Origin of the sequence: Corynebacterium sp. MSK073, assembly GCF_030232085.1 — a bacterium.
GTDB lineage: Bacteria > Actinomycetota > Actinomycetes > Mycobacteriales > Mycobacteriaceae > Corynebacterium.
Window position 1 is genome coordinate 97,190 of the sequence record NZ_JASPIY010000005.1, and the last position, 26,528, is coordinate 123,717.

The window sequence follows — 26,528 nt, forward strand, 5'->3', positions numbered from 1 at the left end:
ATGGTGCTGAATGGTTTTGTGAGTATTTACTCCACAACGTTGAAGACAACGGCGTTGTCCTCAGTGCCCAGTGCGGCCTGGCCGTCAGGCAGAGCATAGAAGGAAGGCTCGGACTCGAGGACGTCACGCAGGGAATCAGAAAGTGCCTGGGTGTGGTCATCACACGCCACCTTGGTGGAGACGAAGTCACCTACGTGAATGGTGCCATCCTTATCCACATCGTAGGAGGTGGTGTAGGTATTGCAGCCATCATCGAGAACCAGGGACTGATCCTTGTCGAACTGCACGGTGAACTGACCGTCTTCCTTAACGGAGTGCAGCTCACCGGTGATGGTCTGGCCCTCGATGTTGGGCACCAGCTTGTCAGCGTCTGCCGGCAGGGATTCCACCAGGTCGCTCTTGGCGGTGGTGTCTGCCACCTCGGTGCCGGGCTCAGCCGGTGCCGGGTTTGCTGCGGGTTCCTCAGCGTTTGCTACGCCCATGGTCATGAGCGCAGCTGCGGAGACGGACATCGTCGCGGTTGCAATCTTTTTCAAAGTCATACCCATTAATCTACCCCTGCCGGATGGGCATCCAACAGGGGTGTAAACGAATCGTTATCTAATCCGCAGCTATTTCACAGTGACAACGATTTTAGATAGCGCGGCTAGCTTTGGCGCTTAGCTTCATAGGCTGCACCCACCTTGTACAGGCGGTCATCCTGGAAAGCCGGTGCCATGATCTGCAAACCGGTAGGCAAGTTGGTATCGGCGGCCAGGCCGGAAGGCACGGACATGCCGCACAGGCCGGCCAGGTTTAGCGGCAAGGTGCACAGGTCGAAGTTGTACATCGCCATGGGGTCTTCGGCCTTCTCCCCCAGCTTGAACGCGGTGGTTGGGGTGGTCGGCGAGACTAGTACGTCAGCCTGCTCAAAGGCGCGGGCAAAGTCCTGGGCCACGAGGGTGCGCACGCGCTGCGCCTGCAGGTAGTAGGCATCGTAGTAGCCCACGGACAGCGCATACGTGCCCAGCATGATGCGGCGCTTGACCTCGGGGCCGAAGCCCTCTGCGCGCGACTGGGACATGACCTGCTCCGCGGAGTGGGATCCGTCATCGCCAGCGCGCAGGCCGTAGCGCATGCCATCGAAGCGGGCCAGGTTGGACGAGACCTCACACGGCATGATCAGGTAGTAGGCAGCCAAGGCCTCGTCGAAGTGCGGGCAGTCCACCTCGACGATTTCCGCGCCCTGCTCGCGCAGCTGTTCCACGGCGGCGTGGTAGTTCTCCATCACGCCGTCCTGCCAGCCATCGCGCTCGAATTGCTTAATGAGGCCTACCTTGACGCCGCTCAGATCACCCTTCGCGCCTTCGCGGGCGGCCTCCACCACGGGGGCAACAGGCCTGTCCACAGACGTGGCGTCGAAGGCATCGTGGCCGGCAATAACCTCGTGCAAGAGCGCGGTATCCAGGACGGTACGGCCACAGGGACCCGCCTGGTCCAGCGAGGACGCGGCTGCAATCAGGCCGTAGCGAGATACCGTGCCGTAGGTGGGCTTTACGCCCACGGTATTGGTCAGCGCCGACGGCTGGCGAATGGATCCGCCGGTATCGGTACCAATACCTAATGGAGCTTGCCCCGAAGCCAGCGCCGCTGCAGTGCCGCCACCGGAACCGCCCGGGGTGCGCTCGGTGTCATACGGGTTGTGAACCGGGCCAAATGCGGAGTTCTCATTGGACGAACCCATCGCAAACTCATCCAGGTTCGTCTTGCCAAGGATCGGGATGCCGGCCTCGCGCAGGCGCTTGGTCACCGTCGCATCATACGGAGACATGTAGCCTTCGAGCATCTTGGATGCGGCGGTAGTGGGGGCATCGGTAGTAACCAGCAGGTCTTTTAGAGCCAGCGGCACACCGGCCAGTGCCGATGCGGGCTTTTCGCCGGCGTCGAGGGCCTTATCCACGACATCGGCAGCCGCCAATGCTTCCTCCTGCCCCACGTGCAGGAAGGAGTTGAGTTCCGGGTTGGTTTCCGCAATGCGATCCAAAAAGGCCTGGGTGACCTCGCGGGAGGTCACCTCGCGCGCGTGAATCTTGTCCGCCAGCTCGGCGGCGGTCAAAGAGGTCAGCCCCTCCGCAGGTACGACAACGTTGGTCATTTACTCTCCTCCCAAAATCTGCGGCACGACGAATCGCTCATCTTCCACGGCCGGCGCTTGGTCCAAGGCCTGCTCGGCGGTAAGGGTGCGCACGATGACGTCTTCGCGCATCGGTGCATCCACGGAGTGCGGGTGGCTCATCGGTTCCACGCCTTCAGTGTCCACGTTCCTTACTGCGGAAACGGAATCAACAATTTCATCAATCTGGCTTGCGAATTGGGCTAGCTCTTCATCGCTTAATGCCAGGCGGGAAAGCTTGGCAAGGTGGGCTACCTCATCACGCGAAATCTCAGACACGCGAACTCCATCCTTTTTCCATAATCGACGCGCAGGTGAAAATTATTTTCCCGCGCGTACTATGTAAATTGCTAAGGCTCCATGATACTGCACCAACCCGCGCGGTTGCCGAGTCACCCCGAATTATTGCCCCTTGAACGTCGCACTGTGACCCAGGTATCGTTATTGGAACTATAAGCTTATAAGCTACTGAAAGCGTGCGACTTAATGTCTTACCTAATCCGTGTCCTGCTTCCCGATACCCCTGGTAGTTTGGGCCAGCTTTCGGAGGCCTTCGGACTGGTTGACGGCAATATCCAATCCGTTGACATCGTAGAATCCTTCCCGGATGGCACCGTCATGGATGACATCGTCATTGAACTTCCCGCAGACGCTATGGCCGATGCCTTAATTACCGCCGCCGCCTCTGTTCATGGCGTGGAAGTAGATTCCATTCGGCCCTTCAGCGGCCGCGTGGACCGGCGCGGGCAGATCGAGTTATTAGCGCGCGTTGCCGCCAATGCCTCCAATGTCACGGCAGCGATGGAGGAAGTCGTCGCGACTATTCCGAAGGCGGCGACCTCCACGTGGGCCATCGTCATTGACAATAATGAGCCCATTCACCGCGTCGCTTCCTCAAACGCGGCCCCTGCCGATGACGATACGATTCCGGTCGATCTCAACATCGACAGCGCGCGCACCTTGCACCCCGATAAGGACGAATGGGTGCCAGAAAGCTGGGCGCTGCTCGATTCCGCCCTGGCCGCGGCTCCCCTGGGAGATACCGGGATGGTCATCGCCATGGGTCGCACCGGCGGGCCGGAATACCTGGCCTCTGAAGTCGAGCACCTCGGCCACATCGGCACGATTTTGGGCGCCTTCCTCAAATAAGCCCCAGCCCGGCGCGCCTATACCTCCCCGGTGTCCAAGAGCGTGTGGAATTGCTCCTCGTTCAAGATAGGCACGCCAAGGTCGCGAGCCTTATCCTCCTTGGAGCCGGCTTTGGCTCCGGCGACGAGGTAGGAGGTTTTCTTTGATACGGAGCCGGTTGCCTTTCCGCCGCGGCTGATGATGGCTTCCTTGGCGGAATCGCGCGTGAAGTCTTCGAGGCTGCCGGTAACAACGATGGTCAGGCCCTCTAGGGTTTGTTCCTTCCTGTCCTCGGCGGCTACCTCCATGGCTAGACCAGCCTCCGCCCATTTCTCAACGATGGTGCGGTGCCAGTCCACCTCGAACCAGGCGTGGAAGGATTCCGCGATGACCGCGCCTACGCCATCTACCTCTGCAAGATCTTCGGTTTTGGCCGCGCGCAGCTTTTCCATGGAGCCATAACGCGCTGCCAAGGCGCGGGCGGCAATGGGGCCCACGTGGCGAATGGATAGCGAGACTAGCACGCGCCAGAAGTCGCGGTCTTTGACCTCTTCTAAGTTCTGCAGGAGGTTCTTGCCCGCGGTATTGACCTTGGCATTGCCCTCTTTTTTGCTGCGCTTATCCTTCGTATCGCGCTTGGCCGTATAGACATCGGAAGCAAGCAGCTTTTCTTCCGTTAGTTCGAAGAGCTCGGATTCATCGGTGAGGATTCCGTTTTCGATGAGGTCCATAGCTCCCTTCTCCCCCAGTGCCTCAATGTCGAGGCCCTTGCGGGAGGCGAGGTATTCCAGGCGCGCGGAAAGTTGGGCTGGGCAGGATTGGGTATTGGGGCATCGCCAGTCAGCATCGCCATCTTTTTGCGGGGCGAGCGTCGTGCCGCAGGCTGGGCACTGCGTGGGGAAGGACCATTCGTATTCGCTGCCATCGCGCTGTTCGCGCACGGGGCCTAGTACCTCAGGAATGATTTCCCCGGCCTTGCGGATAATAATGGTATCCCCGATAAGCACGCCCTTGCGCTTGACCTCAGACTGATTGTGCAGGGTCGCCATGGATACCGTGGAGCCGGAGACAAAGACCGGTTCCATGATGGCAAAGGGGGTAACGCGCCCCGTACGCCCGACACCGACCTCGATGTTTTTTAGCTTCGTCGTGACCTCTTCCGGCGGGTACTTATAGGCAATGGCCCAGCGGGGTGCGCGGGAGGTCGCCCCGAGCTGGCGCTGTGAGCCCAAATCGTCCACCTTGACCACGAGCCCATCCATTTCAAAAATCGCATCGTGGCGGTGTTCGGCCCAGTAAGATACTTCCTCTTGTACTTCTGCGGCGGAGTGGACCTGCTTGGTATAGGGCGAGACGGGCAAGCCCCATGCGGCGATGGCCTTATAGGCGTCGTGCTGGGAGGAGGGGGAAAATCCCTCGCGCGCGCCTAGGCCGTGACACACCATGCGCAGGCGGCGTTTTTTCACCTCGGCGGGATCCTTCATGCGCAGTCCGCCGGCCGCAGCGTTGCGGGGATTGGCAAACCGCGCCTTGCCGTCCGCCGCGCGCTCCTCATTGATCTCTTCGAAATCTTCGGGGCGCATATAGACCTCGCCGCGGATTTCAATAAGTTCCGGGACTGGGTACTCATCAGTGCCCGTAAGTTCGTGCGGGATATCAGAAATAACCCGCGCATTGGCGGTAATCTCCTCGCCCACGGTGCCATCGCCACGGGTAGCGGCCGTGTCCAAACGCCCGTTGCGGTAGACCAAGTCGATGGAGAGGCCATCGATCTTCAGCTCCGTCAGATAGGTTTTGGCGGGCGTCCTATCCAGCCAGTCCTGCATCTCACCGGCGCTAAAGACGTTATCGAGGCTCATCATGCGCTCGAGGTGCTCAATATCCTCGCCGGCGTTCGGGGTTGCACCTACCTGTTGGGTAGGCGAATCCGGAACCGCCAGCTCCGGGTGCTGCTTTTCTAGGTCCATCAGGCGCTGGAAAAGCGCGTCAAAGTCGGCATCGGGAATTGCCGGTTCACCGTTGTAATACAGGTTGCGGTGGCGGCGCACTTCCTGCGCCAGGTCGTTCCATTCACGTTGCACATCAGCTGGATTAGTCACGGTATCCAAGTCTAGCGATCCCCCATGTCCGGGCTAGCTACTAAGGTATGGACCATGAACTTCGACGCCTCCCGCATGCTCGCCTTCGACCTTGAGACCACCTCCGCCAACCCCAAAGACGCCCGCATCGTTACCTCTGCCCTAGTCCGCATTGACGGCCACGATGTCCAGAAGGTGGAGCACCTTGCGGATCCTGGCATCGAGATCCCCCAAGCCGCCACCGACGTGCATGGGATCACAACGGAAAAGGCCCAGGCAGAAGGCCGCCCGCACGAGGAGGTCCTCAAGGACACGGTTGATGCCATCAAGGCTGCGTGGGACGACGGCCTGACACTCATCGTGTATAACGCGCCTTTTGATCTTACTGTGCTGCGCAGCCTCACTGGCGATTTCACGGTCACCGGCCCTGTCTTCGATCCGTACGTCATTGACCGCGTGAGCGATAAGTGGCGCAAGGGAAAGCGCACCCTCGGAGCGGTGTGCGAGCACTACGGCGTGGAATTGGGCAATGCGCACGAGGCTACTGCCGATGCCCTCGCTGCCGCTCGCGTGGCCTGGAAGCAGGTGCGCCAGCACTACCCCAACCTCGCGCAGATGGACGAAAACGAGCTCATGGAATTCCAAGCAGTCAAGTGGTACGAGGACCGCGTCGCCTTCAAGAAGTACCTAGAAGGCAAGGGCCGCGATGCCTCCGATGTCTCGACGGCGTGGCCGCTCATTTCCTAATCCCCTTGCCATATTTCTAGTGTTTTGGAATTCTAGAAATATGGATTCCTTAGAATCGCGCATTGCCCGTCTCGAGGCTCGCGTCACACAACTCGAAAACCCCGACCCTGACCCCGTCGAATCATCCGCGGGAGAGTCCACCATGTGGCTCGCGGATGCGCTTGAACCTTCTGACCAGCTTCCTGAAGGGTCCGTCATTTTTGGCGGCAACATCACCACCGGCCTAGGTTCCTATGTCTACCAATGGCAGCGCCCAACAAACACGGTGACCGCTGGAGATTGGTCCGACAATCTCGACCGCCTCGCCGCATTGGCGCACCCCGTGCGCGGTGAAATTCTGCGCCGCCTCCTTAGCGCACCAGCCACCGCCACAGAACTGGTGGAAGAGGAAATCGTCACCTCCACCGGCACCGCCTATCACCACCTCAGTGCGCTTACTAACGGTGGCTGGACCACCAAGACACACGGGCAATACTCAATCCGTGCGGCCCGCGTCATCCCCCTGCTCACGATCATTACCGCAAGCGAGGATCACTAATGCGAAAGCGAAAAATGGCGCTAGCCATCACCGTCACCATCATGTCAGCAGCCCTCCTGCTCGTGATTGGGCCGCGGCGGATCGCTGTGGCCACCACGGAAACCGGCAATGCCGAACTTTCCGCCACACTGCGCAAACACACCGAACCGGGTTTCAATAATCTCACCGCCTTCACGCTGCACGAAGGGAAAGCCACCTTCGCAGGGCTCGGCGCGGATGAACACACAGAGGTAGAAATCGGTTCGGTGACCAAGATGTTCACCGGAGAAATAGCTCACCAGCTTGTAGAAGAAGGAAAAATAGGCCTTGATACCACCGTGGGCGATGTCCTAGACGTTGGCCAAGCACCCATTTCCGAGGTCACAGTACAAGAGTTGCTCAACCACACCTCAGGATTACCCCGGCTAGCACAAGGGAATTTTTTCGCTGATGCAATATCGGCCGTTACTGGTGTTAATCCCTACGCAGGTGAGACCACCCAAGATATCCTCGATGCCGCCACCGAAGCGGATCTTAAAGATCGTGGAACGGAGACTTATTCCAATATGGGGTATGGACTGCTTGGCCACCTCCTGGAAACGGCAGCCGATTCAGACTATGAAGACCTGCTCCAGGAGAGAATCTTCCAACCCGCCGGAATGACGGAGTCCTACCTCATGACCCCAGGATCTGTCCCCGATGATGCCCCACGGGGCCTTACTGCCACCGGCCGGGAGGCCGATCCATGGGAGATGGGAGGCGGCAATGCCGCAGCGGGCGCACTACGATCAACCGCACATGACATGGCAGCTTTCGCCGAGTGGATTATGGATAACGGCGATATGGCCTATGGCTGGCAAAAAAGTGAAGACAACCAAAGCTTCTGGCACGACGGCGGAACGGGTGGCTACTCGACGATGCTCATCATAGATCCCGAAAATAAGCGCGCAGCCTTCGCCAATAATGACACCCCGGCGTGGACTAGTGACCTCGCCCAAGCGCTATTCGATGAGATTTAAGGAATTAAAATGATTACCACCCTAATCTTTGCCGCCATCACAGCATCCGAAATCTGGGGAACGTGGAAAGCGCTCAAGAAACCACCTTCCTCGGGGATGCTTATCACGTCGGCGATTGTCAGCATCGCCATGATCGCCTTCGTTGGTAACGCCGCTCCGTGGTACAGCCTAGTCAATTATGGCTGGTGGTATGTCCTCGTAACCGCTTGCTCCCTACACATGGGCGCCGTCGCCTGGTGTATATACACAGACCGCAGTGAAAAGTCTCCGAAGACAGATAGCCTTGGGCGAGCTGCTTAAAGGTCGCCCGCATCGCGGGTGAGGATCGCGGCGGTCTCGGTTACAGAGTGCAATGAGCTTGCCGATGCCCGAGCCGGAAACACATCAAAGTGGTCCACGAGCAGCTCACGCGGCATGCCAATGCGGTCCAGGTGGCGGGCAAGCGAAATCGCCTCGTCCTGCGCGTTGGTGCCGGAAAGTGGAACGCCGACTCGGCGGCCTTCGGACAGGTGCTCGCCCATCCCATCGAAATGCTCCGGGGTAGATAGACGGTCGCGGTAGCGCGCATCAACGAGGAATGTCTTCACGGCCCCAGCCACCGACCACAGCGGCGGAGCATGGAGATAATCCGCCTCAAACCGCAGGAGGGTCTCGAGTGCCGCCTCATCAGGGACGGCGGGGATCGAATCAAAGTCGGTGGTTCCTGGAATGCGGCCGGCGATGACATCGGCAAGCAGCGGCTCATCCAGTTGCACCACGACCTCGCCGTGGAAGCGGCGTGCGACGTCGGCGGCGTGGGTGCGGATGCCGTGCAGCAGGGCATCGGAAAGCTCTGCAAAGGCACCGGGATCGGTGAGGACGCGGTGGCCATCGGCAAGCTCGATGCTGGCCGCCAGCGACCATGGGCCAAGCGCCTGCACCTTGATGCGAGGGACGGTCTCACCCCAGACCTGCTGCACCTCATCGAGGTCGCGCTCGAGGCGATCCCACGCGCGTCGGGTAAGCAGCTGGGGCCGAGCCGTCATGCGCCAGGAACGGGGCCCGCGGTCAATGGTGATGGCCTCGAGCATGCTGGCGGTGCGCCCTACCGAATCGGAGCCCAGCCCGCGTTCCGGCAGCTGCGGGATGGCGGGGAGCTCGGTCTCGCCAATGATGATGTCCGCTGCCTCCGCCATGGACGTGCCGGGCATGGGGCCGAGTGCGAATCCGGTCATTTACACGGTCTCGCAGATGGTGCCAGAACCGATGACGATATCGCCGAGGTCATCGGGGGAAGGCAGGTACAGCACCGCGGCCTGTCCACGGGCAACGCCGGACAGCGGCTCCTCGAGCTCCAGGCGCATCGAATCCGCGGCGCGGTCCACGTGGGCGATGCACGGCACGACAGAACCGTGCGCGCGAACCTGCACCTCGCACTCAAAGTCGCCGTCCATGCCAGGGTGCAGGTACTTCAGGCGATCGGCACGGATGGCGGTGACCGCTAGGTCCTCGCGCGCGCCGACGGTCACCGTGCCCGATGCAGCATCGATATCGGTGACGTAGCGCGGGCGGCCATCAGCAGCTGGAGCTTTAATGTCCAAGCCCTTGCGCTGGCCGATGGTGTAGTTCCACGCGCCATCATGTTCCTTAAGCTCCGTGCCCTCTTGGTCCACGATCATGCCGGGGCGAAGCCCGATGCGCGATCCCAAGAACTGCTGGGTATTGCCGTCTGGAATGAAGCAGATGTCGTAAGAATCCGGCTTCTTCGCCGTGGAGAAACCGTGCGCCGCAGCCTCTTCGCGGATCTGCGGCTTGGGGGTGTCACCGATGGGGAAAAAGCAGTGCTCCAGCTCCTCGGCAGAAATGACGCCGAGCACATAAGACTGGTCCTTATTCTCATCCTTTGAGCGGCGCATATAACCGTCATCATCAAGCGTGGCGTAGTGTCCGGTCGCAACGGCATCAAAGCCTAGGGCCATGCCCTTTTGCAGCAATGCGCGGAATTTAATCTTCTCATTGCAGCGCAGGCAGGGATTCGGGGTTTCACCGCGAGCATAAGAATCCACGAAGTCCGTGATGACCTCTTCCTTGAATTCCTCCGAAAAGTCCCAGACATAAAACGGAATGCCCAACTTATCGCAAATGCGGCGGGCATCGGCGGAATCCTCCAGCGAGCAGCAGCCGCGGGCCTTTTCACGCGTTTGCTGCGCGTCCTTGTGCAGCGCCAGGTGCACGCCGACGACATCGTGGCCAGCCTCCACCGCGCGGGCGGCGGCGACAGATGAGTCCACGCCGCCAGACATTGCTACCAATACTCGCATTGCATTCCCCTTTTAAATACCTCGACTACAGGCCCGAAAGTGTACTCCCTTGCCCCAACGCAGCTTAAATCGATTCCATTCCCTAAGCTTGAACCCCATGGGTAGAAAGCGAGCCGCGAACAGCTCAAGCATTACCGGCACCTACGAGATCTCCACCGGTACCGCCGAGGTTGTGCCGGATGAATTCCGCGACGGAGCCTATATCCTTAACGTCAATGGCGTTCCTAGCAGCCATATCGTGCTGGGCGAGCCGCAGGAACTCGACTTTGAATACATGCGTTGGATCGCAGCTGCGGTAGAGCAGCTTAATACGGTCTCGCCTAATAAGTTGCGTGTTACCCACCTCGGTGGGGCCGGCTGCTCACTCCCGCGCTACTTCGCCGACCTGTGGCCGGACAGCCGCCATACAGTAGTCGAGCTCGATGCCAAACTGGGCGAATTAGTCCGCGAGCTTTTCGATGTCCCCCGTTCCCCCACCGTCAAAATCCGCCCCGGCGATGCCCGAAAAGAGACCGAAGGTTTTCTGCCCGCTAGCCGCGATATCATTATCCGCGATGTATTCGCTGGGGATAAAACCCCGAAAAGCCTGACTACGGTGGAGTTTTTCCGCGCGGTGAAGTCATCTCTTTCAGCCGGCGGCCTCTACGTGGCCAACTGCGGCGATCACTCGGACCTCCAGCTGGCGAAGCAAGAATTAGCCGGGCTCTCTGAGGTCTTCGACCACCTCGCCGTCATCGCCGACCCACCCATGCTCAAAGGGCGCCGGTATGGAAATATCATCTTGCTGGCCTCAGATACAGAACTGCCAGCTGAGGGCTCGGTCCAAGCCGCTCAGCTGGCAAAGGCACTCTTAGGTGGGGCCGTTCCCGCACACTTTAAGGATGAAAACTGGACCCGTAAATTCTTTGCAGGAGCTACTTCAGCACGCGATTGAGCAAGTCAGCTACTTGATCAGCATCGAAGTCCGGCACATCAGCACCCGCCTTCTTCGCCGCATCCTTAGCTTCTTCGACTTGAGAGCCGGAGACCTCGCCCTTGTCGACGCCATTGACATGGCCAGCGTTTTCTAGCAGCATCGCCAAGTCGCCCACGGTGAAGTCACCAACCGCCATCTTGCCAAGTTGCTTGAGAGGTAGAGCGTCCTCGTCTTCCAAGGTCTTCACAAAATCTGCCAGGCCCTCAGCAGCCTGGGCATCGAGCCCGGCGTCTTTGGCGGCATCGGCAAACTGGGGCATTGCGATGAGACCAGCCGCAAGGGCGAAGATTGCACCAATCAGCGGCGTGCTATCGGAGCTCAGGTCCACACCATCGTCGAGGACGAGGCTATCGAGCGCGCCGCCAATATCGATGTAATTGCCGCCGCTAAAAGACTCTAGCTGCCGCTTCGAGCCATTAAAGAGGTTCATGTCCACGTCGGTAGGAATACCAGCGACCTTGCCCGATCCGGATCGCTGCCAGAAGGACAGGTTCTGCCACCCACCCACTGGATCCGGGGCTTCATCCTGGTATGCCGCCAACCACAGTGGCATATTGGAGAACTTCTGGGAGTTATTCATCTCGCCCATCCAGAAGTACTTGTAGGTATAAATCATTGGGGTGCGGTTGGTCAGGCGTTTGAGCTCGGAGGTAAATTCCTCGATCCAGCTCTCCAGCTGGGAGGCCGACTTGCCTTCGGAGACCTCGATATCAAGCACCGGCGGCAACGTCTGGTTCGGCGCCAACGCAATCTGCGTGGCAAAGTTTGCGGCCTGCGTCTTCGCATCGCCAGCTGGGCGCGCATAGTGGTATGCGCCGGTCTTCAGGCCGTGCACATTGGCGGCTTGAATATCCTTGACGTAGTGCGGGTTAATCCAGTCTCCACCCTCAGTTGCCTTAACAAAGGCGAAGGACTGGCCGTCAGATTTCACCTTATTCCAGTCAATAGGCATGCCACCTGGGTGCTGGTGGGCAGCAATATCGATACCTTTTGGTGCGCTGGTTCCCAATGCTGCCTGTGCGGCAGCGGTCCCGCTTACCGTGACTGCAACTGCAGCGATAACCGCGATGATGCTCTTGCGGAGTGCCCTCATAGTTGTCATGCGCGAGAGTCTAACAATCATTCACACTAACCACATTTGCAACACACGCACCTTGGAGACAAATTTTTCACTCGCGTAGACAATTTCGTTGAAAATGTACCATCTAGAACAGATATTCGCTTTTCGGCTTGCGGGGGTTGAGTGGGTGGCTTATGGTGAAGCTATGGAAATTAGAAACTTAGTGCGAAATTCGGGGGATAATCGCCGTGGAACCCTACTACCTCATCACTGACCCACACGATGACATCGCGGTTAGTGCCACCTGCAATAGAAAGTCCGACTACCGACTCTGGAAGGAAATTAAACCAAGCCTAGAAGACGATTTCGATATCTCGTGCCATATCTTAGCGGGTCCCACCGGCTTAAGCGAGCGGCGCACGAGGGATATCACCATGGCCCTGTACCGCTTAGAAGAGTTGCCGCGCACCCAACTGCTGCAGGAAACCCACTACTTCCTCGACTTCTCTCGGCTTATCACCATCGATGCGGTCTTGAGCAAACTTGGCGAGGTAGACAGCCGCATCCTTCAGCGCATAGACGCAGAATTAGAAAAGTACCTCACTCCCACAAAGCCGGGCCAAAGTTTTCCATCGAACGCTGCCCTGCGTCGAAAGCTCAATGGGCTCATCACGATGGAATCCCCGGACTCTACGGGAGACAAGGAGCCCGAGGAAGAGGACGCGCGAAATGAATCCTATTTCATCTACCCCACCGCGGGCGGACGAGCAGGGTTAAACGTAGAGTTCGACGAAGACGCGCTCATCCTCATTGACGAGGTTGTTCAGCGCACGGCGGAAGAACACGGAATCAGCAAGGCCGATGCCCTAGCCCAGCTGATCCTCGGAACCGTCGAAGATAAATCTCAGGTGCATCTATATATGTACCGCGCCAGCGATATAAAAGCGGCTCCCGGTTTTATCCAGGGCTATGGATGGGTACACCCTGATACCGCAGACCGGCTAACCCCGACTACGACACGGGATATGGACCAGGCGGAAACAAGGGTAAGCCCGGCCTACTCCACGCCGCCGCTCATCGGTGCCTATGTGGAAGGTCGCGATGGTGTGTGCCGCTGGCCTGGATGCAACCGCCCGGCCTACAGGTGCCAGAAGGACCACCGGATCGATTTCTCAGAGGGAGGAAAAACAACGGCGGGAAATTTGGCCTCGTTGTGCCAGCACCATCACAATGTAAAAACGGATAAAAGCGCCTTTTACATCATGGATCCGCACAGCGGAGACATTATCTGGCTCTTCCAAGACGGGCGGTGGGAATACGACGAACCGCAGGGGCCGCTAGCGGCGAAGAATAAGAACTGGGCGCTCACCGTTGCCCAGGCAATCGCCGCGCGGCGCAATGCTGCCAAAGAAAGGGCTGATACCTAAACCGTGCGGGCCCGAGCAACAACATCTGGCAAGTGCGCGAGCATGTAATCCACATCGTCTTCGGAGGTAAGGCGCCCCAAGGTAAACCGGAGGGATCCAATTCCTTCATCCTCGCTGACACCCATTGCAGAAAGCACGTGGGACATGCGGTTGACGCCTGCGCTGCAGGCACTGCCAGTCGATGCCTCAATCTGCAGCGAATCCAGCAGCATGATGAGGCTGTCGCCATCAGTGCCGGGGAAAGAAACGTGTAGGTGCGACGGCAAGCATGGCTCGGTGGAATTCACCACGACGTTGTCAATGGAAGAAAGGATCCGATCCCGCAGCTTGTTCCGGAGTCCAGCGATGCGCTCGCCCTCGGCAGCGCTTTCGGCAATCGACTCTTCCAAGGCAGCGGCGAGCGCCGAGGCGCTGGCGACGTCCACGGTGCCTGGGCGTAGTCCACGCTCTTGGCCGCCGCCATAGGAAATCGGCTGCGGCGCTGGGGTGCGCTTGGCTAATAGCACGCCGATGCCGCGCGGGCCGCCAAACTTGTGGGCGCTGGCGGCGAGCGTTGTGATGCCCAACTCCGCGAAATTGATGGGCAGCTTGCCCGCTACCTGCACAGCATCCACGTGCATGGGAATACCGGATTGTTGCGCGAGGGAGGCAAGCTCCTCGATTGGCTGAATCGCCCCGGTTTCGTTATTGGCCCACATGCAGGTGGCAAGATCGGCAGGCTCCGCGAAGGCGCCCCCATCGCTAATATGCCCGCTGCGGTCCACGGGGAGTAGGTCCACGGTGGCGCCGGCTTGGGCAAGCTTGCCAACGGTATCGCGCACGGCTGGGTGCTCAATATCCGTCGAGATGATGCGGTTGGTGTTTCCCGCCGCATAAAGGCCCTGGATAGCGATGTTATCCGCCTCGGTGCCAGAGGAGGTAAAGACGACCTCGATGGGTTCGCACCCAAGGAGGGAGGCGACTTTCTCGCGGGCATCGTCAAGCACGGAGCGTGCCCTGCGGCCAGAGGCGTACTGGGCGCTGGAGTTAAGCGAGCCGGAGGCGGCAACCCATGCGTCGATGGCGGATTGGCGCATCGGCTGGGTTGCTGCGTAGTCGAAATAGTGCGGCATTACTGGCGTGCCTTCAATTCCTCGGTCAGGGCTGGGGCAATTTCGTGCAGGTCGCCGACAACGCCGAGATCTGCGATCTGGAAGAACGGCTCATCCTGGTCCTGGTTGACCACCACGATGGTGCCGGAGGTCTGCATGCCCGAGGTGTGCTGAATGGCACCGGAAATGCCCAGGCCAATGTAGAGATCTGGCGACACGGTCACGCCAGTCTGGCCCACCTGGTGGGTGGCATCGTAGAAGCCTTCATCGACGGCGTCGCGGGTGGCACCGACGGCGCCACCGAGGGCATCGGCAAGCGGCTCGACGATCTCGGCGAAGTTATCGCCCACGCCGCGGCCGCCGGAGACCACGACCTTGGCTGCGGTGAGCTCGGGACGAGCGGACTTCTCAGCGGGAGTAAAGGAATTAACCTTGACATCCTTCTCGGTTGTCGCAGGCAGCGGCATGGAGGCTGGCTGGGCTTCCACCTGCTGAGGATCCGCCGCAACCGAGCCGGGCTGCAGGGTATAGATCGGGCAGCTGCCGGAAGCCTGCGAGGTGGTCTCGTAGGTGCCACCGAAAATGGTCATGGTTGCAGAGCCATCCGCCTTGATGGAATCCACATTCGCGAGCGCGCCGGAAGCCAGGCGAGCGGACAGGCGGCCCGCAATCTCGTTATTCGTCGGGCTGGCGGCCAGGACGATTGGCGCCGGATTGGCTGCGCCCAGGGCGTGCAAGGCATCTACCTCAGGGGTCACCAGGCGCTGGTCATAATCCTCCGCCGTTGCCTGCACCACCTGGGCGGCGCCGAGGGCGGCTAGCTCGGCATCGAAGGCATCTGCCTGCTTGCCGACGACCACCGCAGACACCGTCCCCAATTCGCGTGCGGCGGTAATGAGCTCACCGGTAACGGGGAGAATGCTGTCTGCATCGTGTTCAACAAGTACGTAAACGTGAGACATTTCTACTCCTAAATCAAGTTCTTTGCGGCTAGGAAGTCAGCAATCTTCTTCGCAGCATCCTGCGGCTGCGGCTCAGAGATAACCTCGCCGGCCGTTCGCGGCGGGCGCTTGGAGGATTCGGTAACGGTCGTGGTGGGCGCAATGGCATCAATGCCCAGGTCCGCCACGCTCAGAGTGGTGATCTCCGCCTTCTTTGCAGCCATGAGCCCCTTGAAGTTGGGGAAGCGCGGCTTATCCGCCTTATCGGTGACGGAAATAATCGCAGGAAGGGCGGCCTCGAGCACCCAGGTTCCGCGGGCGTCCTCGCGGCTACCTTTTACCGCGCCGCCCGAGAGTTCCACCTGTTGCAGCTCGGTCAAGGCGGGCAGCTGGCGGTATTCAGCGAGCAGTCCCGCGAGCGTTCCGGTCGAGGCATCGGAAGCCTCATTGCCCAAGGTGATCAATTGGACATCCTCTAGCGTGTTAATCGCTGCGTTCAGGGTCCACGCGGTAGACAGTGCATCGGCGCCGGCTAGGGCGTCATCGGAAACGAGGACCGCGTCATCTGCACCCATCGCAAGCGCCTTGCGGAGGGCCTCATCTGCTTGTGCGGGGCCCATCGTTAAAGCCACAACACGGTAGTTTTCATCCGGATTTTCATCGCGCAGGCGCAACGCCTGTTCCACGGAGTATTCATTAATCTCATCAATGATGTTGTCCACGGAGGTGCGATCCAGGGTATGGTCATCCTCCAAAGATTTGGTGGACCACGTATCCGGTACATGCTTGACCAGAGCCACAATCGTTGGCATTGGGGGCACTCACCTTTCCGATAGATTTATATTGCGTAATTATCTTCGGACGATAATACTCGGGGTTGGCAAAGCAACGCGATACCCTGTGAGCCAATTCGCGTAATGATGACCGCGAAAGACCGCGATCCTTTCAGCTTCATCTGTTTCCTTAGCTGGTCAGGGTCAACATCGACGCCGCGCACAAGGATTTCTAGGATTCCTGCATCATAGGCCTTTAGTACAGATTTTAGGCGCTTTAGGGGGACCTTTTCTATGAATGGAAATCCCGACGTCCCCTGCGGAATGCGCTCGCCCGTCAGGTACGCAATTCGCGGATCGATCTGCCACAACCCCTCGCGCGCCGCATAGTGCTGCACGAGTCCAGCACGCACCACTGCCCCATCTGGATCAATGAGGTAGGTGCCGATTGCGCCAGCGTCTGGCAGGTTCTGCTCTTCATCCGTGAGGACGTCAACTGACTCCCCCTGAATCATCACTGCCTGCTTGCCCGTTCCGAGGCCTGGTGTGTAGAGGCACGCTTCCTTAACTGCCCCATTGACGCTGCTGACGGTGACCAATCCGTCCCAGTCACTAAAATCAAGGCCGGGTGCGCACTTAATGGCCACGTGTGCGTCCCTGTGCGCGGCGATCAGGTCCGGTAGCGGTGGCAGCAAATCCTCCGGGCGAGAAATCCGCCGCCCCGCCTTCCTACGGGCGGGATCGGCGATAATGACGTCCGCGGTAGAGGTGGTGGTGAGTGCATCTGCTTGAAAGAACGCGTTAGAAGCCAAATTATGCCGGGCCATGGCAAGGCGGGAGGCATCGATATCGGAACCGAAGTAGTCAAGGCTCGATCCATAGCCTTCGGTACCGATGGAACACGTGACATCGTGGACGGTGCGCATTCCCTGGTGCTGCAGGAATTCTGAGCGATAGCGCGCAACCGACAGCGGGGTGGCTTGCTGCGCGGAATCGGCATCCATAAGCCAGGTCTCGGGCAGCTTTCCGCCCCGCCGGGCTGTGAGTAGCTCCATGGCGCAGCGCGCATAATCGCCGTAGGCTGCTTTCAGCTTTTCTAGATCCTTCAGCTGCGAAGCCTTGCTCAGATCCAAGTCCAAGCTAGCCAGTTCGGCGTTGTGCTCGCTTAAGAAACGGACTTCATCGAGGTTAAAACTCATATGCGCTCTGTAGGGGTGGTGGCGAAATATTCCGCATACTGCGGGTCATCGCGGGGATCGCCGATGACGGGGCGAAGGTCGGACGAGGAGGCATCATCAAGCACCTCTTGGACGGTGGAGTACTTGCATAACCGTTGCATTTGCGCCCATGTAGGAACTACGAGGCGGACGAGTCCGGCCCGCCAGCCCTCTAGGATGAGCTGCGGCGAAAACCATCCGGCATCATCTGCTTCGTGAGTGTCCCCGTCCGGCTCCTGCCCGCTCGGAAGCAGGCCAACGAAGAAAAATGTATCGAACCAATGGTTTTTGCTTTGCCCTACCCACCGGGCCCATGGGAGGAGCATATCGGCATCGACGCGCATCCCGTTATTACTAAGGAACTCGGTAAAGGAGATGGTGTGGCTTTCTAGGAGCCTGCGCTCGCGGTGATACCGGCGCGCATTAGAAATCGTGCCGTCATCCCGGATCGCAAACAAGGTACCGGATTCCTCGAAGAGCTCGCGGGCCGCGGCGAAGACGAGGGCGTGGGCTTTGTACTTGGTCACGCCCATCCGCCGAGCCATAGCCACAACGGACTTTCCAGCCCACAAATCACCGGAATCCCACGAACGCGGTGGGAAATCGCGCGGGTCTACCCCACCGCCAGGGAATACGGCATGGCCCGGGTAGTTACGCATGGTGCTCACGCGTTCTTGGACCCAGACCTCGAGCCCGTCGTGGCCATCGCGAAGCAAGAGCACGGTCGCCGCCATGCGCCCACCGTTAAACCCGGTGGTATCGCTGGCGTCGATCGCATCGAGCCGGTCATGAATCTGGTTGTTCATTAAGATATCCGGCGGGCAAAGTATCGCTGCCCAATACGATCTACCTGAATGGGTTGGTGGAAGGCCTGGGATAGGTTCTCCGAGGTCAGCACGGAGTTAATGAGACCTTTTGCTACCACTTTTCCTTCATCCAGAAGCATCGCGTGGGTAAAGCCGTACGGGATTTCTTCCACGTGGTGGGTAATCATGACGATGGCCGGGGCATCCGGATCCATCGCGAGATCGCCCAAGTATCCCACGAGATCTTCGCGCCCGCCAAGGTCCATGCCAGCAGAAGGCTCATCCAAGATGAGCAGCTCCGGGTTGGACATCAAGGCGCGGGCGAGGATGACGCGCTTCTTCTCACCTTCCGAAAGCGTCGTCCACGTACGGTCCTTTAAGTGGCTAGCGCCAACCTGGGCCAAGATGTCATCGGCGCGGGAAAAGTCCATGTCTTGATATTCTTCGCGCCACCGGCCCAAGACCGCGTAACCGGCAGAAATGACGAGGTCATAGACCCGCTCATCCGCGGGAATGCGCGATTGCACGGCGGCGGAGGACAGACCAATCAGCGCGCGCAGGTCACGCATATCGGTCTTGCCAATTTGCTCGCCCATCAAAAAGGCCGTGCCCTTGGAGGGAAATTCCTCCGCGGCCGCCATGCGCACCAAGGAGGTCTTTCCGGCGCCATTCGGCCCGATGATGACCCAGCGTTCATCGAGCTCGACCTGCCAGTCCACGGGCCCTACCAAGTGCTTGCCACCGCGGCGAAGCTCCACGCCACGGAAGTCGATGAGCCAGTCTTGATCAGTTGGGGTTACGTCGTTCACGCCTTCCATTGTGACTGATCTATTCACCACCCGCAGTAATTGACACAGCTCCGCCGACTTTAATACAGCGCGCTTGCCAGCTTCGTGCGCGCTTCAAGAACGCGCGGGTCATTACCTGCAAAAAGGCCAAAGAGCTCAAGTAGGCGTTCCCTGAGCTGGGCCTTCTCATCGCCGGCGGTAACCTTCATGGCCTCGATGAGGCGGTCGAAGGCCTTTTCTGGGGCACCTGCGACGACTTCGGCATCGGCGGCACGCATCTGCTTGTCGATGTCCCCCTTATCCCCATCCGCAGCAGCAATCGGGTCCTCGGTTTGGTTTGCCGGATCCAACCGCTTGAGAAGCTTCGTTGTGTCCCGCGCCTGCTTAATCTGCGTATTATCCGGTTCCGCTTCCAAGATGGATTCGTAGACCTTAATCGCGCCGTCGAAATCGCCGGAGTTCAGGAAGGATTCTGCCTCTTGCAGGCGAGGGTCGTCCTCTTCTTCCTCCTCCGCTGCGGCCGGTGCGGGCTCAAGCCCCTTAAGCTGCGGTCCGACGTTTTCTACCAAGCTATCCAGCCACTGCTTAAGGGCCTCCTTCGGTTGGGCTCCCTCGAAATTGGTCAGCGGTTGGCCTGCGCCAATGGCTACCACGGTAGGCAGGTTCTTCACGCCGAAGGCCTGCGCGACCTGTGGAGTGGCGTCCGCATCCACGTAGCCTACGAGGAAGCTAAGGTTTCCCGCCGCGGCTAATTCCTGCAGGTCCTGCTTCAGCTGGTCGGACTGGGTAGAGCGCGAGGTGCCAATGAGGACGACTACTGGAACCTCGGTGGAGCGGCGCACCACCTCGGTCTCGAAATTCGCCTCGGTGACGGTAAAAAATGGCTGGACTCCGTTAGACTGTGGCTGCTCTTGCGCCTGCTGGCGGGCTTCCGCACGCGCCTTGACCTGGCTGAGATCGAGGGCACCGCCTACATAAGCATTATTCGCAGAAGTCATTAATCCTCCTTAGCTAAACGACGATTCACGGCGTCTACTTTATCTGTCAATTGATTCGTCACGCCTTCGCGGATATCGGCCTTAATAACCAATGAGGTGCGCGGTGATACCGCACGCACGGCTTCGGTGGCTTTCTTAATAGTGCCGAAAACCTCGTCCCACTCGCCTTCTACAAGGGTAAACATGGCGTTGGTTTCATTGGGCAGGCCGGATTCCCGCACCACGCGGACCGCCTCCGCCACGGCATCAGCCATCTCGCCGGAGTCATTATCCACCACTGCGGGTGCTACTGAAAATGCAACAATCATGCCCGCAAGTCTACCTTCGCTCCCAGCAATGCCGGTGCCAATGGCGGCGGTCATCGCCCTGCCTGCCGGTATCGCGCGGCCAGGCGACGATGTGGGCAACCCCAGGCGGAATATTTTGGTTACACCCCGGGCAAAGATAGAACTTCTGCGCCCGCGCGGACCCGATGTGCCGCATGATATACGGCTCCCCGTGCGTCCAGCTGGGGCCCTCGACCGTCTGCGAGCCAAAGAAGGTGGAGCCGTCCTTGGGCAGTGGCCGGAATTCCTGTGGTTTTCGCCTATTTCGCCGTGGCATTAAAACAACCGCAATTCTTTCGACTCGAGTCCGCGCAGCTCCTGGTAATCCAAAACCACGCAGCGGATGCCGCGGTCTTCGGCAAGCGTTCGGGCCTGTGGTTTGATCTCTTGCGCCGCAAAGATGCCGGATACAGGCGCGATTAATTCATCGCGGTTCAATAGCTCAAGGTAGCGGGTTAATTGTTCTACCCCGTCGATGCCACCGCGGCGCTTGACCTCCACGGCAACGTTCCGGTTATCGGCATCTTTAGCCATAATGTCTACTGGGCCAATAGCCGTGGGATACTCGCGGCGCACGAGGGTGAAATTGGAGCCCAGGGTGTCGATCTTTTCGGCCAAAAGCTCCTGTAGGTGCGCCTCCACGCCGTCCTTTACCAGGCCTGGGTCTTCGCCCATCTCGTAGGAGATATCCTCGTGGATTTCCGCAATTGTAATGCGCAATTGCTCGCCCTTCGGATTTTCAACTAGCCACAACACCTCGCCGGTGTCATTGCCATCCACGTCCTCGATGACGGATTCACTCACCGTACACGGCGGCGTCATCCAATTGAGGGGCTTATACGCGCGGTCATCGGCATGCACCGATACCGAGCCATCTGCTTTGACGATGAGCAGGCGGTCCGCCAAGGGCAGGTGGGCGTCGAGCCGTCCCACGTAATCAACTGAACAACGGGCGATTACTAAGCGCATGGGTACTACCCTAGCCTGTTGCTATTGGCGCTTGGACTGCCGGGTGGCGCGTTCCCGCAACTGCTTGTAATCAAAGCGCTGTTGCCGCTTAGACGGCGCCGCCTCTACCCAGGCCTCGAAGGCCATGATTCCGCGGGCATCGGAAGCCAGCTCATATTCCGCGTCCCCGGTGCTAAAGTGCACCACCTCGGTGGCATCAGACATAAAAGAAGCCTCGTCATCATCCAAAGAACGAGAGTTCAAAATGGTGATGTCGAGGCGGTTAAACCACAGGTTATAGCGCGGGAATACGGAGCGCAGTTTGAAGTATTCAACAACTTCTCCGGTATAGCGCAGCACGCCATGGCGCCAAGAAAAGCTATCCTTTGCCGGCATTGAGCGCAACAACACCGCGGTTCCGCGCGAGCGCAGAGTAAAAAATCGCAGGGCTGCCAGCAAGACCACCAGCAGTACCACCAACGCTAAGGCCCACAGGACCACCGAGATAACCGTTGAATTCATGGGCTCCACACGCCATCCTTGGTTAGTGAAAGAACAATTATTTGGATTGTAGCGCCTGATTCCGCCTCCGCGCCAATAAGAAAAGGCAAAGAAAACGTGAAAAAGCGCACCGGATAAATTCCAGTGCGCTTTTCTGAGAGCAGGAAGGGCGGCTATTGCTGCCCTCTCCTACCAATCCAAGGTTTATTCAGCCTTTGCTGCGCGGCGAAGTGCACGCAATGCAGCCTCACCGCGGGACTTGGTGAGCTCATGAGCCGAAGAGGAATCCTCTTCCGCCTGGGCCTCATCCACCTCATCGGACCAGATGGCCCAATCAGCGAGGACGGTAATCTTGTCCTGGGTAACGGAGAGGAAGCCACCCTGGACGGCGGCAACGCGCCGCGCGCCATCAACTGGGTGGATGGTCACTACGCCATTGTCGATCAACTGACCGATCACAGGCTCGTGACCGGGAAGCACGCCGATCTCACCCTCGGTGGTCTCAGCCGTCACTATGGAGGCCTGACCAGACCACAATGAGCGCTCGACGGAAACCAATTCGGCGGTGATGTCAGCCATGTGCCTCTCCCTACTTCTCGTTCAACTTCTTGTATGCAGCTTCGACGTCGTCCAAGCCACCCAAGCCGTTGAAGGCCTGCTCTGGGTAGTGGTCAAACTCACCGTTGCAGATGCGCTCGAAGGCATCGATGGTATCCTGCAGCGGCACGTAGGAACCCTCCAGGCCGGTGAACTTCTGCGCGACGAAGAAGTTCTGGCCCAAGAAGCGCTCGATGCGGCGGGCACGCTGCACGGTCACCTTGTCTTCTTCAGACAGCTCGTCCATACCAAGGATGGCGATGATGTCCTGCAGTTCCTTGTTCTTCTGCAGAATACCGATGACGCGCTGTGCTACCTCGTAGTGCTTCTCGCCCACAATGCCTGGCTCGAGGATACGAGAGGTAGAGGTCAGCGGGTTCACTGCTGGGTAAATACCCTTGGAAGCAATGGCACGGTCCAGCTCGGTCGTCGCATCCAAGTGGGCGAAGGTCGTGGCTGGGGCCGGGTCAGTGTAGTCATCGGCAGGCACGTAAACGGCCTGCAGAGAGGTAATGGAACGACCCTTGGTGGAGGTAATGCGCTCCTGCAACACACCCATCTCATCAGCCAAGGTTGGCTGGTAACCCACGGCGGAAGGCATACGCCCCAGCAGGGTGGATACCTCGGAGCCGGCCTGGGTGAAACGGAAGATGTTGTCAATGAACAGCAGCACGTCCTGGTTTTGCACATCGCGGAAGTACTCCGCCATGGTCAGGCCGGACAGGGCCACGCGCATACGAACTCCTGGTGGCTCGTCCATCTGGCCGAAGACAAGTGCGGTATCTTGCAGAACGCCCATCTCTTCCATTTCCAGGAAGAGGTCGGTGCCCTCACGGGTGCGCTCGCCGACGCCGGCGAAGACCGACGTACCGGAGAACTCGCGGGCAATACGGGTAATCATTTCCTGAATCAGGACGGTCTTACCCACACCTGCACCACCGAAGAGGCCAATCTTGCCGCCCTTAACGTAAGGGGTCAGCAGGTCGATGACCTTAATGCCGGTCTCGAGGATCTCGGTCTTGCCCTCGAGCTGGTCGAACGCTGGTGGCTCGCGGTGGATGCCCCACTGCTCGCCATCGCGGCCGAGGCCCGGCTCGTCGAGGCAGTCACCGAGGGCGTTAAAGACGTGGCCCTTGACGACGTCGCCTACGGGAACGGAGATAGGCTCTCCGGAGTCGACTACCTCGGCGCCACGGACAAGGCCATCGGTAGGTGCCATGGACACGGTACGAACGAGGTTGTCACCGAGGTGCTGCGCGACCTCGAGGGTGACGGTCTTTGCCACAGCTTCGAGCTTAATCTCGACGTGGAGTGCGTTGTACAGGGCCGGAAGTGCCTCGCGTGGGAATTCCACGTCCACCACCGGACCGATGACGCGCACGACACGACCGGCGACTGCCGAAGACTGTGCATTCTGCTCTTGCAGAGCTGTAGTCATAATCTAGTCACTTTCTGCGCTGTCAGATAGCGCGCCAGCGCCACCGACGATCTCTGAAATTTCCTGGGTAATCTGCGCCTGACGGGCCTGGTTGGCCACGCGAGACAGGTCATTGACCATCTCGGTTGCATTGTCAGTAGCAGATTTCATAGCTGTACGGCGTGCAGCGGACTCGGAAGCCGAAGCCTCCAAGAACATAGCAAACAGGATACGCGAGACGTACTGCGGAAGCAGCGCTTCCATCAGGGTATCCGCGTCCGGTTCGAACTCGAAGTCCGCGGAAATGTTTTCCGTCGGCTCCGGATCCTCCAGTGCGGAGTCACCCATCTCGTACTCCTCGCCCTGCACTACCGGCTCAACAGGCAAAAGCTGCTGCGCACGCGCGGTTTGAGTCAACATGGACTCAAACTCGGTGTAGACCACGTGCACCTGGTCGAAGCCGGTAACACCTGCGCCTTCACCTTCCGCGTGCAAGCCCTCGCGGCCCTTGGTAGTGCCCTTCGAACCAGCAACGAAGCCATCGATCATGTGGCGACGCACATCGTGGGTGCCCTCCCAGGTTGGATCCTGAGAGAAACCATCCCAGCTGCCCGCTACCTCTTCCTCGCGGAAGTTGTAGTGGCTGATGCCCTTGCTGCCGGTGACGTAGCGAACTACCTCGTAGCCTTTGCTTTCGAGGAGGGCCTTGAGCTGGGCTGCCTTCTTGAAGACGTTGTTGTTGTAGCCACCGCACATGCCTCGATCAGAGGTGATTACGAGAATCGCGGCGACGTTGCCGTCTTCACGCTCGCGCAGCATAGGGTGCTCTAACGTCGACGCTGCAGCCAACCTGTTCATAACATTGGTCAGCTCAGTCGCGTACGGCTGAGAGGCTTCCACCCGAGCCTGCGCTTTGGTAATGCGCGAGGTAGCAATGAGCTCCTGGGCTTTAGTGATCTTCTTAGTCGAGTTCACGGACCGGATGCGGTCGCGCAATTCGCGAAGATTAGCCATCGTTTCTCCTCCCTTCTTTCATATAGACGGTTAATTGCGAGAGCTGAACTCTACTTAGCCGTCTTCCGGGAGACGTTGAGCTCGGTGCTTTTCACGTCATTTTCGTCCAAAGGATCTACAGGCTCTTCGGTGCCCAAGTTGTGGCCCTCGGAGGTGCGGAACGTAGGAGCGAACTCCTTGGCTGCAGCCTCGAGTGCTTCCTTGGACTCATCGCTCAGCGCCTTGCCGCCGGCGATCTGCTCAAAGACCTCTGGAGTATTGGCGTTGAGGTACTCGTGCACCTCGGCCTCGAAGCGGCGAACGTCTTCGACGGGAACGACGTCGAAGATGCCTGCCTCGGCGAGGTAGATGGATACCATCTGGTATTCCACCGGCTGCGGCGAGGACTCGGACTGCTTCAGCAGCTCGACCAAGCGGGAGCCGCGCTCCAGCTGTGCCTTGGAGGCAGCGTCCAGGTCGGATGCGAAGGCAGCGAATGCCTGCAGGTCGCGGTATGCAGCAAGGTCAAGACGGAGGTTACCGGCAACCTTCTTCATACCCTTGGTCTGTGCCGCACCACCAACACGGGAGACGGACACACCGACGTTAATAGCCGGGCGCACACCCTGGTTGAACAGGTCGGACTCCAAGAAGACCTGACCGTCAGTAATGGAAATGACGTTGGTCGGAATGAAGGCACTGACGTCGTTCGCCTTCGTTTCGATGATGGGCAGTGCGGTCATAGAGCCGGCACCCATGTCATCGGAAAGCTTGGCAGCGCGCTCCAGCAAACGGGAGTGCAGGTAGAAGACGTCACCTGGGTAGGCCTCACGTCCCGGCGGGCGGCGCAGCAACAGCGAAATTGCGCGATAAGCCTCAGCCTGCTTGGTCAAGTCATCGTAGATGACCAGGACGTGGTTGCCCTGGTACATCCACTGCTGACCCAATGCAGCGCCGGAGAATGGTGCCAGCCACTTGTAGCCGGCGGAATCAGAAGCCGGGGCCGCCACGATGGTGGTGTAATCCAGCGCGCCATGCTCCTCAAGAGTGCGGCGCACGCTGGCGATGGTCGAGCCCTTCTGGCCGATGGCGACGTAAATACAACGGACCTGCTTGTCCTTGTCGCCGGACTCCCAGTTGGCCTTCTGGTTCAAAATGGTATCGATGGTAACCGCAGTCTTACCGGTCTTACGGTCACCAATGATCAGCTGACGCTGACCACGGCCGATCGGGGTCATCGCATCGATAGCCTTGATGCCGGTCTGCATTGGCTCTTCAACCGGCTGGCGCTGCAGCACCGAAGGTGCCTGCAACTCGAGGACGCGCTCCTCTTCGCTTTCGATTGGGCCCAAGCCGTCAATGGGCTGGCCCAGTGGGTTAATAACGCGGCCGAGGAAGTCCTCGCCCACGGGGATGGAAAGGACCTCTCCGGTCCTCTTAACCTCGTCGCCCTCCTTGAGGGACTCGTAGTTACCCAGGACCACGACACCGATGGAGTTGGTGTCAAGGTTCTGTGCGACGCCAATTACGCCGCCGGGGAACTCGAGCAGCTCATTCGCCATAACGGATGGCAGGCCAGAAACCTGCGCAATACCGTCAGCTGCCGAAATGACCACGCCGACCTCCTCACGGGAGGCCTCCGCGGAGTAGCTCGAGGTGTAGTTCGCAATCGCACTACGGATCTCGTCGGAGGAGATCGTCAGCTCCGCCATGTTCTTCCTGCTCTCG

At 59.2% G+C, this 26,528-nt stretch carries 29 protein-coding genes; 7 read left to right on the top strand and 22 right to left on the bottom strand.

Annotated elements, in window-relative coordinates; translation table 11 throughout:
• Positions 1-26: 26 nt before the first annotated feature.
• The 3 genes from QP970_RS04820 to gatC form a co-directional block, all read right to left on the bottom strand.
• Complete coding sequence (locus QP970_RS04820) at positions 27-542, bottom strand: META domain-containing protein (RefSeq protein ID WP_239267715.1); 516 nt, start codon at positions 540-542, stop codon at positions 27-29.
• A gap of 104 nt (positions 543-646) precedes the next feature.
• A complete protein-coding gene (gatA, locus tag QP970_RS04825; RefSeq protein WP_239267716.1) occupies positions 647-2,134 on the bottom strand; it encodes an Asp-tRNA(Asn)/Glu-tRNA(Gln) amidotransferase subunit GatA in 1,488 nt (495 codons plus the stop codon).
• Positions 2,135-2,431 (bottom strand): Asp-tRNA(Asn)/Glu-tRNA(Gln) amidotransferase subunit GatC, encoded by a 297-nt coding sequence (gene gatC / locus QP970_RS04830; RefSeq protein WP_005280231.1) that lies wholly within the window; start codon positions 2,429-2,431, stop codon positions 2,135-2,137.
• A gap of 207 nt (positions 2,432-2,638) precedes the next feature.
• On the opposite strand from gatC, the gene QP970_RS04835 reads away from it, so the two are divergent.
• Positions 2,639-3,301: an ACT domain-containing protein gene (locus QP970_RS04835; protein WP_284869743.1), complete on the top strand. Its 663-nt coding sequence runs from the start codon at positions 2,639-2,641 to the stop codon at positions 3,299-3,301.
• 17 nt (positions 3,302-3,318) lie between these two features.
• Here the strand turns inward: QP970_RS04835 and ligA are convergent, their stop codons facing one another.
• Positions 3,319-5,388: an NAD-dependent DNA ligase LigA gene (ligA, locus tag QP970_RS04840; protein ID WP_255716799.1), complete on the bottom strand. Its 2,070-nt coding sequence runs from the start codon at positions 5,386-5,388 to the stop codon at positions 3,319-3,321.
• A 45-nt stretch (positions 5,389-5,433) separates the two neighbouring features.
• On the opposite strand from ligA, the gene QP970_RS04845 reads away from it, so the two are divergent.
• The 4 genes from QP970_RS04845 to QP970_RS04860 are packed head-to-tail and all read left to right on the top strand — an operon-like array spanning position 5,434 to position 7,941.
• A complete protein-coding gene (locus QP970_RS04845; protein WP_239267720.1) occupies positions 5,434-6,105 on the top strand; it encodes a 3'-5' exonuclease in 672 nt (223 codons plus the stop codon).
• A 40-nt stretch (positions 6,106-6,145) separates the two neighbouring features.
• On the top strand, positions 6,146-6,643 hold the full coding sequence (locus QP970_RS04850) for an ArsR/SmtB family transcription factor (RefSeq protein ID WP_239267722.1): 498 nt from the start codon (positions 6,146-6,148) through the stop codon (positions 6,641-6,643).
• Positions 6,643-7,641, top strand: a complete 999-nt coding sequence (locus QP970_RS04855; protein WP_239267724.1) for a serine hydrolase domain-containing protein — start codon at positions 6,643-6,645, stop codon at positions 7,639-7,641. The genes QP970_RS04850 and QP970_RS04855 overlap by 1 nt, the downstream gene beginning before the upstream one ends.
• Positions 7,642-7,650: 9 nt before the next feature.
• Entirely contained in the window at positions 7,651-7,941 is a 291-nt protein-coding gene (locus tag QP970_RS04860; RefSeq protein WP_239267725.1) for a hypothetical protein, read from the top strand.
• Here the strand turns inward: QP970_RS04860 and QP970_RS04865 are convergent.
• Positions 7,938-8,855, bottom strand: coding sequence for a uroporphyrinogen decarboxylase/cobalamine-independent methonine synthase family protein (locus QP970_RS04865; protein WP_239267727.1), 918 nt, complete (start codon positions 8,853-8,855; stop codon positions 7,938-7,940). The two genes, QP970_RS04860 and QP970_RS04865, sit on opposite strands and share 4 nt — an antisense overlap.
• Complete coding sequence (mnmA, locus tag QP970_RS04870) at positions 8,856-9,941, bottom strand: tRNA 2-thiouridine(34) synthase MnmA (RefSeq protein ID WP_239267729.1); 1,086 nt, start codon at positions 9,939-9,941, stop codon at positions 8,856-8,858.
• A 97-nt stretch (positions 9,942-10,038) separates the two neighbouring features.
• Between mnmA and QP970_RS04875 the strand changes: the two genes are divergently transcribed.
• Positions 10,039-10,875 (top strand): spermidine synthase, encoded by an 837-nt coding sequence (locus QP970_RS04875; RefSeq protein WP_239267731.1) that lies wholly within the window; start codon positions 10,039-10,041, stop codon positions 10,873-10,875.
• On the opposite strand, the gene QP970_RS04880 is transcribed toward QP970_RS04875, so the two are convergent.
• Positions 10,856-12,019, bottom strand: coding sequence for a glycoside hydrolase family 25 protein (locus QP970_RS04880; protein WP_284869744.1), 1,164 nt, complete (start codon positions 12,017-12,019; stop codon positions 10,856-10,858). The genes QP970_RS04875 and QP970_RS04880 overlap by 20 nt on opposite strands.
• A gap of 206 nt (positions 12,020-12,225) precedes the next feature.
• On the opposite strand from QP970_RS04880, the gene QP970_RS04885 reads away from it, so the two are divergent.
• Positions 12,226-13,404 carry an HNH endonuclease signature motif containing protein gene (locus QP970_RS04885; RefSeq protein ID WP_284869745.1) on the top strand — a complete coding sequence of 393 codons (1,179 nt, stop codon included), beginning with the start codon at positions 12,226-12,228 and terminating at the stop codon, positions 13,402-13,404.
• Here the strand turns inward: QP970_RS04885 and QP970_RS04890 are convergent.
• The 15 genes from QP970_RS04890 to atpA all read right to left on the bottom strand — a co-directional run bounded on the left by QP970_RS04890 (position 13,401) and on the right by atpA (position 26,512).
• Entirely contained in the window at positions 13,401-14,516 is a 1,116-nt protein-coding gene (locus tag QP970_RS04890) for a cysteine desulfurase family protein (RefSeq protein ID WP_239267737.1), read from the bottom strand. The genes QP970_RS04885 and QP970_RS04890 overlap by 4 nt on opposite strands.
• The gene (locus tag QP970_RS04895; RefSeq protein ID WP_239267739.1) at positions 14,516-15,457 is read right to left on the bottom strand and encodes an electron transfer flavoprotein subunit alpha/FixB family protein; all 942 of its coding nucleotides are present in this window, start codon (positions 15,455-15,457) and stop codon (positions 14,516-14,518) included. Before QP970_RS04895 ends, QP970_RS04890 begins: the two co-directional genes overlap by 1 nt.
• Positions 15,458-15,465: 8 nt before the next feature.
• On the bottom strand, positions 15,466-16,248 hold the full coding sequence (locus tag QP970_RS04900) for an electron transfer flavoprotein subunit beta/FixA family protein (protein ID WP_239275318.1): 783 nt from the start codon (positions 16,246-16,248) through the stop codon (positions 15,466-15,468).
• 26 nt (positions 16,249-16,274) lie between these two features.
• On the bottom strand, positions 16,275-17,408 hold the full coding sequence (locus QP970_RS04905; RefSeq protein WP_239267742.1) for a THUMP-like domain-containing protein: 1,134 nt from the start codon (positions 17,406-17,408) through the stop codon (positions 16,275-16,277).
• Positions 17,405-18,232: an NUDIX hydrolase gene (locus QP970_RS04910; RefSeq protein WP_239267744.1), complete on the bottom strand. Its 828-nt coding sequence runs from the start codon at positions 18,230-18,232 to the stop codon at positions 17,405-17,407. Before QP970_RS04910 ends, QP970_RS04905 begins: the two co-directional genes overlap by 4 nt.
• Positions 18,232-19,050 (bottom strand): ABC transporter ATP-binding protein, encoded by an 819-nt coding sequence (locus QP970_RS04915; RefSeq protein ID WP_239267745.1) that lies wholly within the window; start codon positions 19,048-19,050, stop codon positions 18,232-18,234. The genes QP970_RS04910 and QP970_RS04915 overlap by 1 nt, the downstream gene beginning before the upstream one ends.
• 50 nt (positions 19,051-19,100) lie before the next feature.
• Positions 19,101-20,018 carry a tetratricopeptide repeat protein gene (locus QP970_RS04920; protein WP_239267747.1) on the bottom strand — a complete coding sequence of 306 codons (918 nt, stop codon included), beginning with the start codon at positions 20,016-20,018 and terminating at the stop codon, positions 19,101-19,103.
• Positions 20,018-20,326, bottom strand: a complete 309-nt coding sequence (locus QP970_RS04925; RefSeq protein ID WP_034653892.1) for a thiamine-binding protein — start codon at positions 20,324-20,326, stop codon at positions 20,018-20,020. The genes QP970_RS04920 and QP970_RS04925 overlap by 1 nt, the downstream gene beginning before the upstream one ends.
• 10 nt (positions 20,327-20,336) lie before the next feature.
• Positions 20,337-20,621 (bottom strand): Rv1322 family protein, encoded by a 285-nt coding sequence (locus tag QP970_RS04930; protein WP_239267748.1) that lies wholly within the window; start codon positions 20,619-20,621, stop codon positions 20,337-20,339.
• On the bottom strand, positions 20,621-21,313 hold the full coding sequence (gene nucS, locus QP970_RS04935) for an endonuclease NucS (RefSeq protein WP_005280206.1): 693 nt from the start codon (positions 21,311-21,313) through the stop codon (positions 20,621-20,623). Before nucS ends, QP970_RS04930 begins: the two co-directional genes overlap by 1 nt.
• A 21-nt stretch (positions 21,314-21,334) precedes the next feature.
• Positions 21,335-21,814 (bottom strand): DUF2550 domain-containing protein, encoded by a 480-nt coding sequence (locus QP970_RS04940; RefSeq protein WP_005280203.1) that lies wholly within the window; start codon positions 21,812-21,814, stop codon positions 21,335-21,337.
• A 183-nt stretch (positions 21,815-21,997) separates the two neighbouring features.
• On the bottom strand, positions 21,998-22,372 hold the full coding sequence (locus tag QP970_RS04945; RefSeq protein ID WP_005280202.1) for a F0F1 ATP synthase subunit epsilon: 375 nt from the start codon (positions 22,370-22,372) through the stop codon (positions 21,998-22,000).
• 10 nt (positions 22,373-22,382) lie between these two features.
• On the bottom strand, positions 22,383-23,828 hold the full coding sequence (gene atpD / locus QP970_RS04950) for a F0F1 ATP synthase subunit beta (protein WP_005280201.1): 1,446 nt from the start codon (positions 23,826-23,828) through the stop codon (positions 22,383-22,385).
• A gap of 3 nt (positions 23,829-23,831) precedes the next feature.
• On the bottom strand, positions 23,832-24,821 hold the full coding sequence (locus QP970_RS04955) for a F0F1 ATP synthase subunit gamma (protein ID WP_239267750.1): 990 nt from the start codon (positions 24,819-24,821) through the stop codon (positions 23,832-23,834).
• Positions 24,822-24,871: 50 nt separating this feature from the next.
• Complete coding sequence (atpA, locus tag QP970_RS04960; protein WP_023017789.1) at positions 24,872-26,512, bottom strand: F0F1 ATP synthase subunit alpha; 1,641 nt, start codon at positions 26,510-26,512, stop codon at positions 24,872-24,874.
• Positions 26,513-26,528: the final 16 nt, after the last annotated feature.